The 7,709-nt window shown below is 29.5% G+C and carries 11 protein-coding genes; all 11 read left to right on the forward strand.

All coding sequences use genetic code 11. The features are described 5' to 3' along the window. Positions 1 to 165: 165 nt before the first annotated feature. Positions 166 to 441: a hypothetical protein gene (locus L21TH_RS11630; RefSeq protein WP_006316618.1), complete on the forward strand. Its 276-nt coding sequence runs from the start codon at positions 166 to 168 to the stop codon at positions 439 to 441. Continuing rightward, positions 398 to 1,060: a replication-relaxation family protein gene (locus L21TH_RS11635; RefSeq protein ID WP_081627976.1), complete on the forward strand. Its 663-nt coding sequence runs from the start codon at positions 398 to 400 to the stop codon at positions 1,058 to 1,060. The genes L21TH_RS11630 and L21TH_RS11635 overlap by 44 nt, the downstream gene beginning before the upstream one ends. 74 nt (positions 1,061 to 1,134) lie before the next feature. Next, entirely contained in the window at positions 1,135 to 2,187 is a 1,053-nt protein-coding gene (locus L21TH_RS11640) for a conjugal transfer protein (RefSeq protein ID WP_006316624.1), read from the forward strand. After that, positions 2,187 to 2,495: a hypothetical protein gene (locus L21TH_RS11645; RefSeq protein WP_006316626.1), complete on the forward strand. Its 309-nt coding sequence runs from the start codon at positions 2,187 to 2,189 to the stop codon at positions 2,493 to 2,495. The genes L21TH_RS11640 and L21TH_RS11645 overlap by 1 nt, the downstream gene beginning before the upstream one ends. A 10-nt stretch (positions 2,496 to 2,505) precedes the next feature. Beyond that, positions 2,506 to 2,940: a TcpE family conjugal transfer membrane protein gene (locus L21TH_RS11650; protein WP_006316628.1), complete on the forward strand. Its 435-nt coding sequence runs from the start codon at positions 2,506 to 2,508 to the stop codon at positions 2,938 to 2,940. A gap of 32 nt (positions 2,941 to 2,972) precedes the next feature. Continuing rightward, entirely contained in the window at positions 2,973 to 3,845 is an 873-nt protein-coding gene (locus L21TH_RS11655; protein WP_006316630.1) for a hypothetical protein, read from the forward strand. Between the two features lie 79 nt (positions 3,846 to 3,924). Beyond that, complete coding sequence (locus tag L21TH_RS11660) at positions 3,925 to 4,188, forward strand: hypothetical protein (RefSeq protein WP_006316632.1); 264 nt, start codon at positions 3,925 to 3,927, stop codon at positions 4,186 to 4,188. 314 nt (positions 4,189 to 4,502) lie between these two features. Continuing rightward, the gene (locus L21TH_RS11665; protein ID WP_034430046.1) at positions 4,503 to 5,582 is read left to right on the forward strand and encodes an ATP-binding protein; all 1,080 of its coding nucleotides are present in this window, start codon (positions 4,503 to 4,505) and stop codon (positions 5,580 to 5,582) included. A gap of 16 nt (positions 5,583 to 5,598) precedes the next feature. After that, positions 5,599 to 5,982: a hypothetical protein gene (locus L21TH_RS11670; RefSeq protein ID WP_034430047.1), complete on the forward strand. Its 384-nt coding sequence runs from the start codon at positions 5,599 to 5,601 to the stop codon at positions 5,980 to 5,982. Positions 5,983 to 6,013: 31 nt separating this feature from the next. After that, positions 6,014 to 6,832 carry a CD3337/EF1877 family mobilome membrane protein gene (locus L21TH_RS11675; protein WP_423219142.1) on the forward strand — a complete coding sequence of 273 codons (819 nt, stop codon included), beginning with the start codon at positions 6,014 to 6,016 and terminating at the stop codon, positions 6,830 to 6,832. A gap of 61 nt (positions 6,833 to 6,893) precedes the next feature. Beyond that, on the forward strand, positions 6,894 to 7,709 hold an 816-nt coding region (locus tag L21TH_RS11680; protein WP_034430051.1), incomplete at its 3' end, for a hypothetical protein.

Genomic DNA, 7,709 nt, shown 5'->3' on the forward strand with positions numbered 1-7,709 from the left:
AAAAAAACAAGAGAAGCCACAAGAAAAAGCAAAAGAATTATGGGAACAAGTATCTCAAAGAGAAAAAGAAGCTTTGGATGTAAAAGAAGAAGAAAATGAAAAAAGTATGATTGGGAAAAAACTTTGGGAGATAGCAGCACAAAAAGAAAAGGATGGTGAAAATTAATGAAAAAGCCAGCGGGAATAAAAGGAAAAAGGAGACAAGAAAGAATAGACCAAAAGGAAGTCAATGTTGATTTTGTGGTAAATTTTCCTTTAACTACATTTCAACAAAAGGCTATAGAACTTGTTTATTTTATGAGGGCAGTTAAGACAAGCCAGATAATTGATATCTTAGGATACAGTGAACGTTATGTAAGAAAACAATTACTAACACTTCATTTAAACCGGTTTTTGCATAGAAAGTTTCCTTCCAAAGAAAAAAAATCAAAAAGGGACTAATGAAGGATATTATTTATTAGATGATGCAGGAGCTATATTTATATCAGGTTATTATGAGCTTCCTATGAAAGATGTTAAGTGGAATAAAAGAGATAATTTAATAAAACCTGAGAAGTTACAGCATACTTTTAAAATTTGTGATGTTAGATCATCACTTGAAAAAGATGCAAGAAAAAAGGGACATAAGATAATTAATTGTGTATCTGATAGACATCTATATTTTCCATTTAAACATGAAGAAAATTCCTTTGTACTTAGACCAGATATGTATTTTAACTATATAACAGAAAGGAAACAATATACTTATTTCGTGGAAATTGATTTAGGCACTATGGCAATGACAGAAAATAGTTTTAAAACAAATTCTTTTGATAATAAGGTATATTACTATGAAAACTTCAAGTTAAGTGAAGCTTATAAGGAGTATTTAGAGGCATTTCCTAGAATTTTAGTAATAACAACAACAACAAATCGAGCTGAAAAACTAGCACAAGCTGTAAAAGAAAAACAAAAAACAAAAGTAGAATTTTTATTTACATCATTTGCATTATGGAAGGAGTATCCTACAGGACCTATATTTCTAAAAACAAATGGAGAATATACTTCAATGTTTGAATAAAATTTAACACAAATAAAAAATTTTTTGACATACATAAAAAAACGTATTAAAATTTAAATAAAGGAGGTGAGTCATTGTTTAGAAAATTCAAAAAAAATTCAAATAGTAAGTTATCAATTCAAGATTTAGAAAATGCAAAAAAGTCAAAGTTGAACATTAATAAAAACAAACAAAAAACTGTTTCACCTATAACTAGAACTTTTTTTAAGGGAGTTCAGGCAACAATATATGTAAGTCTTATAATTATATTCGTATTAGGAATATATCAAATAATAAAATCTAAACAACCAAAGATAATAAAAAATATTGTAGAGTACAATATTGCGGAATCAGAAAGTGAAACAGCTAAAGCTTTTGCACTTGCATTTGTAAAAGAATACCTTACATACAGTAATACGGAACAAGAAGATTATTTAAGAAGAATCAGACCATTTTTAATTAATGCACTTAGTAATACAGCAAGAATTGATTACTCAAAAGGAAGCAGTAGGGTGTTGAATGCTATTGTGTGGGATGTACAGAAACTAAATAATAATCATAGCAACATAATAATAAGAGCTAATATTCAAACCATAAATCAAGTAGATATAATAATAGAAAAAGGTATAGAAGGAGAAGAAATAACAAAACCAAAGATTGAAGAAAAAGTAGTATACATATCAGTTCCTATAGGATATTATGAGGACGGATATCTAGTAGAAGATTATCCGGTTTTCATGCCAGAGCCGCAACGTCCCACCGAAGCAAATTTTGAAACTTATACTGGACCAAAAACTGCTTTAGATGATGTAGAACAACAAATAGAAGAAGTACTATCCAATTTCTTTATAACATACTCTTCAGGAAATGAAGGACAGATAGCTTATTATATGGAAGATAATAAAAAAATTAAAGGGTATGAAGGTAAATATCTATTCAATAGCATTGAAACTTTAGATACATATGAAAATGGAAATGGCACTTATACAACTGTAACAGTTATAGGGATGAAAGATGAAGAGCTAGGAACACTTTATAGACAACGGTACCTTATTGAATTAATTAGAAAAACTGAAGGTAATTCAGATAGATTTTATATAAAAGATATTAAAATGAGAGGAAATAAATTTGTAGAGGAGGATGAATAATGAAATTAAAAAACTTCCAAAAATATGTTTTAATAATAAGCTATACACTAATCTTTATATTAATGTTTAGTGGTTTAGCATTAGCTGTTGATGATCCTGGAGTAAAAATGGGAAATTGGCTACAAAGAAATATTGGTGGACTAGCTATGGGAGCATTTGCTGTAATAGGGTTATTTTTATTATTCACAAGAAAATTTATGGCTTTAATAATATTTGTTGTATTTGGTGGTTTTGCTTCAATATTTATATTTAATGGAACAGAATTTGGACAAGCAATAGGTGATATTTTTATGGGATTTTTTAGATAGGTGATAAGTCATGGAAGAAGAATATAAAGTATTAAGGAGCTATTCGAAGGTATGGAGGATTGAAAGAATGTTTTATGAAATAGGAGGAATCAATCTTCCATTTCCTTTAGCTTTTAATGTTTTAATATATTACATTATATTTGTATTCTTAATATATACATTAAGAAATATATTTATGATAAACTGGATACCTTTTCTTTATAAGTATTTCATAATACCAGGAGCATTAGCTTATTTATTTAATAATAAGCTTTTAGATGGTAAGAATCCAGCAGGGTTTTTAAGAAGTATAATAATTCATTACTATATTATATTCTTTAAAGGTAGTAAAGTAGTTAGATATAGATATATAAAAATTAAAAAACAAAAAGCTAAGTATGCTAATAAAATAGCGTATAGAGTTCTTGAAAAAAACAAAAATGTTAAAGGCCTTGTTAGACCATAGCAAGGTCTTTTTTAGAAAGAAGGTGAAGTAGATTGGAAATTTTTAATAAGATTGATAGGAAGTTTTTAGTAACAGAATTTCAGTATCCAATAGAATATTATGAAGATAATTTGATATTAAAAAAAGATAAAGCAAGAAGAGTTAAAGGATGTTGGGCTGTATATCATTTAGTAGGATTCACATACAATTTTAAAAGCAAAAGAGAGAAAATGAAAATATTAAATTCAATGACTATATTTTGGACAATAAAAAACGATTTTCACATAAGAGGAGTACCTAGAACATCTTCTATAAGGGAAGATAATGAAAAAATGAAAAAAAGAGTTTCAGGACCCTTAAAGATTGAAGCAATAAAAGAAATTGATGCTGAAACACAAGATCTTGCAGAACTTTTAGGAGATGAAGGTAATGATTATGAATGGTATTTAATAGTAAAACTTGAAAATCCGAAAACTTTATTCCAAACAGTTAAAGAATTTGCTAAAAGTTTATACCAGGATCCTATACGAATGATTAATGAATATGCTGGGTTTAGTGAACCTGAAATATTCTTAAGAGAATTTGAATCTTACAAAATCTTGGAAGAAACAATGTACAATAGAATATCTAAAAACGCTAAAGTAGAAATAGCAGATGAATATATAATTCAATACTTAATTAGACATCAGTTTTATTTTGGTATAGGGGAACCTCCTATGAGGGGAGAAAAAACTAAAAATGACCGATTTAGAACTGATAAAAGTAAAACATGGAAACCACATGCAGAAATTATAGAAATAAATGGAGAAAAGGCAATAAGACCACATAGACAAAGTATTTTAAGTCTTACTGAAGGTGAAATTGATATATCACACATGAGACATTTAGAAATAACACAATTTAAAGATAAGGAGAGAAAGGCATAACAACTCTTATATAGTAGCATCACATATTCCTGATATACCATTTCCAGGAGGAGAATGGATATATCATCTTATTTCAAGTATGAAGTTTCCAATTACTATATCAATTAGATGTAGGACACAAGAATATAATGCTTCACTTTCAGAAGTAAGAAGAAAGCAAAGAGAACTTGCAGATCAGGGTGAGAATATACAAGGTTCAAACAATGCGATGCCACTTGATTTATTAGAATCAAATGAAGAAGCATATTTAATGGAACATGACCTAAAAAATAGGAAATTTCCATTATTAAATACAACAATAGTTATAGGAGTGGCAGCAAAGGATATAGATACATTTCCATAGAAGGATAGAAGATGTAAGAAATCATTTAGATGACATTCAAACTGAATGTCCCGCCGGTGACCAATTTTTACTTTTTAATGAAACGCTTCTAGGCGGAGAACAGTATGCATATGATTATATTCAAAAATTAACTCCAGAGCATTTAGCAGGGGCTATGATAGGAGCTATTACACAACTTGGAGACGAAATAGGGACATATATAGGGATAACAGGAATACTGAAAAAACCTGTAAAAGTGGATTTATGGAAACCTAGTAGAGTTCATAGACCTCCTAATGTTATAATGATTGGACCACAAGGGGGAGGAAAATCATTTGCAGCAGACCCTTTTAGCATTGAAAACCGCAAAAAGAGGAGCCAAAGTTCTCATAATAGACCCAAAAGGAGACCGTTGGAAATGGGAGCAAGATTTATATACTTTTAGAGACCAGGTAAAAGTAACAACATTTACAGCTGATATAAAAGATAAGGGAAAATTAGATCCATTTAATATTATGAGAGTAGGAATATCAAAAGAAAATTATATAGAGAGAATGAAGGAAGCTGCTAATTGGGCTATGGATATATGTATGTTTTTAATAGCAGCAGATAGAAAAGACCCTAGAACAAATATATTACTTCAAGCAGTAAATAGAGTAGTTAACAAATCTAATCCAGCTATGAATAAAATTATCGAAGAAATAAAAATAATAGGAGCTGAAGCTGATAAAGAAGAAAATATAATAAAGAAAAATATGTGTAATGAAATAGCAGAAACTCTTAATTCATATAAACAGATGGCTTATTCTTCATTACTTTTTGGGGATGGAGATGAAGAAGCAATAAGTCTTGAAAGAACAGTAAATGTACTACAAATACAAAATCTAGTATTTCCAGATGCAGAAACAGCACCAGAAAACTATACTTTCCAGGAAATAGTAGGGTATGCTTGTTTATTAGCAATAACGGGATATATAATGTTGTTTATTATGAGTGATAGAAAGGAATTAAGTATATTTGAGATGGACGAAGCAACAGTTTTAAGGGCGACAGCAGCAGGGAAAAATATATCAAATAAAATAATTAGAATGGCTAGAGCTTTGCAGTCTCCAGGAATTTTTATTTCTCAATCAATAGATGATATAGGAGATTCGAAGGTTTTAAATAACATTGGATATAAGTTTGCATTTAGAACTTCAGATGATGAAGAGATAGAAAAAACACTAAGAGCCTATGGTATAGAACCTACAGAGGAAAATAAAGAAATATTATCAAGTTTAGAAAATGGTATGTGTCTATTCCAGGATCTTGAAGGAAGGACTGGAGTTGTAGCTATAGATGCAGTATTTGAGGAATATATAAATGCATTTAAAACAGGAGCAGAAGATAAAGAAGAAAATGAAGAAGTATCGTAGAAAAGGAGGGGGAGTTTTGAAAAAAAGCATAATAATACCAATATTTTTAATGTTGATATTTTCAACAGTAAATTCATACGCTCAACCTCCTGGAAGTATTAATGATTTATTTCCAGATACAGACACGTTAGAAATAGAATCCACACAACCTAAACTTTTTGACAAATATCCAATTACACATTATGTATTTGATTCAGAAAAATTTGGGATATTTGATGCATGGGCTACTGTATTTAAAGCAATAACTAACGTGTTATTTTTACTTACGGTTTTTATATCAAAAGGAGTAAAGTATATTTTAATGGCTTGTTTTAAACTCAACATTTTTGATTTATTTGCAAGTTTTTTTAATAATATAGTGTGGAGGTTTAAGAGATGCGATATTTATACCACTAATTAAGCCTATTTTAGCAGTTGTAGGGATAGTTATTATATTTAATGCAGCAATAGGAAAGTTCATGTATAATTGGAGGTTGATAGTTAATACTTTATTGATATTTGCAGTAGCATTTAGTTTTTTCGCAGCTCCTACATTTTTTATTGATATGATAAATAACTTTTCACAAGAATTATCAGGTGAAGTATTAGCAAAAACAGCAACAATAACAACTGGCAGAAGTGTAACAGCGGATGATGCAGTAGTACATCTTGGAAATTCATTTTGGGAAATGACAGTAGTAAAACAATGGCAACTAATCCAATTTGGAGACACAGAAATTGGAAGAAGAGAGATGGATGATTTTTTGAGCAAGAATCCAGATAGTAAGTCTAGAAAAGAGCTTGCTAATGATATGGCAAAAACAAACGACCTTTTTAAACCTACAGGAACAATAACGAGGTCCGTAATGGTTTTATTTGTAGGGATAATAGTATTAGTACTTAATATATTCGTAGGAATAATAGCAGCAATAACTGCAGCTCTGCAGTTTGCAGCTATTATTTCAGCTATAGTAATGATACTAGCTTTTGCTATATCGCTTCTTCCGAATATGGGCTTTAATGTAGCATTACATAGTCTTTATAATACATTTGGTTTTCTACTAGGCAAGATAGGAATGGCTGTACTTTTATCAATGTACTTCGCAATAAGCTCAGTTATATATGGATTGTCTAGTGAATACGGTTGGATGATGGTTACTCTTCTTCAAGTTATATTAATTGCAACTATTATTTTGTTTAGAAAGAAAATATTTGGATTTTTACAATCGGTAACTTCAGGTCAACAAGCAGCTATAAACAACATTCATTAAAAAACAAGACTTAAAGAATAGCCTTGTAAGAACTGGATTAACGTTATATGGTGGAAAGATAATGTATGATGAAATAAAGAATATGAGTATTCAAAGGGAGGATAAAAAATTAACAAAAAAATATACTCCTTTAGCTAAAGATTATTTAATGCAAAAGTATACCCAAGAAAAAAGAGCAGCAGAGATTGAAACCAAGAGAACTGGAAAAACTGTTAACTATTCAGATTTTGTAAAAAGGGTAGATGCAAGGGTTGATAAAGGATATACCCCATTTGATGAAAGAGATATTAAAAATACTGTAGAAATGATGAAGAACCTTAAAAAACAAGGGAATGAGCCAAGAAACCTACTAACAACTGAAATTGAAGGACAGAGAGATGAAAAGATTAAAATAAAACAACATGATTTAGAAGGAAGAATAGAATATGAAAAACAAAATATTGAAGTTAGAAGAAGAGAAAATGAAGAAAAAATCAGCAGAAATATAAAGGCAGATAAAAACTCAAAACATTACAGCAGAAAAGAAGCTATAAAATCTATTATAAGGGAATCAGAAAAAGAAGCAGCTGCGGCTATGAGCGAGTATCCTACTCCTGAAGTTTTTCCTGGATATGATGAAATAATTATTAGTAGTAAAAATGATAGTGGTTTAGGTGAAATTGAAAGAGAAAAAGAAGATAAAGCGTTTAGAGAAATGAAAAAACAAGAAAATCAACAATTACAAGAAAAAAGAAAAGTTGTAAATGGAAAAGAAGAAGGATTTAGACCTATTGGAAAGATAATAAGAAGGGAAAGACCAGAACTTAGAACTGTTGACGTTGCAACAAAGACAGACACTAATACAGTAAATAAAAATGATGAGGTTAGGAGAGAAAAT

This window comes from Caldisalinibacter kiritimatiensis, from assembly GCF_000387765.1.
Classification (GTDB): Bacteria; Bacillota; Clostridia; order Tissierellales; family Caldisalinibacteraceae; genus Caldisalinibacter; species Caldisalinibacter kiritimatiensis.

Excerpts from the sequence above, each read along its gene's own strand:
- L21TH_RS11630 (WP_006316618.1), top strand. The coding sequence starts at position 166 with ATGAAAAAGCCAGCGGGAATAAAAGGAAAAAGGAGACAAGAAAGAATA.
- L21TH_RS11645 (WP_006316626.1), top strand. The coding sequence starts at position 2,187 with ATGAAATTAAAAAACTTCCAAAAATATGTTTTAATAATAAGCTATACA.
- L21TH_RS11650 (WP_006316628.1), top strand. The coding sequence starts at position 2,506 with ATGGAAGAAGAATATAAAGTATTAAGGAGCTATTCGAAGGTATGGAGG.
- L21TH_RS11660 (WP_006316632.1), top strand. The coding sequence starts at position 3,925 with ATGAAGTTTCCAATTACTATATCAATTAGATGTAGGACACAAGAATAT.